Annotated in this window: 1 protein-coding gene; it reads left to right on the top strand. The window is 75.2% G+C overall.

Annotation, left to right across the window (positions count from 1 at the left end; translation table 11 throughout):
- Window positions 1-63: 63 nt before the first annotated feature.
- Window positions 64-1,011 (top strand): ABC transporter permease, encoded by a 948-nt coding sequence (locus MXD60_RS16855; protein WP_283098508.1) that lies wholly within the window; start codon window positions 64-66, stop codon window positions 1,009-1,011.
- The last annotated feature ends 113 nt before the right edge of the window (window positions 1,012-1,124 follow it).

Raw genomic sequence — 1,124 nt, forward strand, 5'->3', positions numbered from 1 at the left:
GCGGGGGGGGGGGGCCCGCCCCCCCCCCCGGCCCCGCCGGGCCGGGCCGGCGCGGGCCGAAGGCTGGCAAGCGCGCTGGCCCGCCGACTGGCGGCGGCGCTCGCGGTCATGCTGGGCGCGGCGACCACCGCGTTCATCGCGTTGCAGCTGCTGCCCGGCGACCCGGTCGCGATCATCCTCGGTCCGTCGACGATGGCGTCGGCCGAGGTGCGGGCCCAGATCCGCGACGATCTCGGGCTCGACGAGCCGGTGGTGCTGCAGTACCTGCACTATCTCGGTCGGCTGCTGCACGGCGATCTCGGCTACTCCTACCAGCTCCAGCAGCCGGTGTCGGCGCTGATCGGCGACCAGCTCATGCCGACGGTGCAGCTCGCGCTCGCGGCGCTCGGGGTGGCGGTGGTGCTCGCCGTGCTGTCCGCGGTCGCGACCGCGGGGCGGCACCCGGCGTTGCGGGCGGTGGCGAGTTTCTGGGAGCTCCTGTCGGTGTCCACCCCGCCGTTCTGGCTGGGCATCCTGCTGCTCACCGTACTGTCCTTCAAGATCCAGATCTTCCCGGTGGCCGGGGCCAGCGGTTTCGCCGCGCTGGTGCTGCCCGCGCTCACCCTCGGCCTGCCGGTGGCGGGGATCCTCGGCCAGGTGCTGCGGGAAGGGCTGGAAGCCGCGCTGGAACAGCCGTTCGTCGTCACGGCGCGGGCCCGGGGGCTCAGCCGCACCGCGGTGCGCGCCCGGCACGCCCTGCGGCACGCGGCCATCCCGCTGGTCACCCTGTCCGGCTGGCTGGCCGGAACGCTGCTCGGCGGCGCGGTCCTCGTCGAGAAGGTGTTCGCCCGACCCGGCATCGGCGCGCTGACCCTGCAGGCCGTCAGCAGCCGCGACATGCCCGTGGTGATGAGTGTGGTGCTGCTGTCGGCGCTGGTGTTCGTCGCGATCTCCACCGCCGTGGACCTGCTCTACCTGCTGATCGACCCACGCCTGCGGACGGACGATGCGGCCGGGAGGGCTGGATCATGACGACGGTGGAGGCCACGGGCGGCGCGCCCCCCCCCCCCGGGGGGGTGGGAACCCCGGGGGGGGCCGCGGCCCGCCGGCGCCGCCCCCCCCCCCGCGCGGGCTCGTTTAAAAAA

The sequence above is a fragment of the Frankia sp. AgB32 genome (assembly GCF_023243045.1).
Classification (GTDB): Bacteria; Actinomycetota; Actinomycetes; order Frankiales; family Frankiaceae; genus Frankia.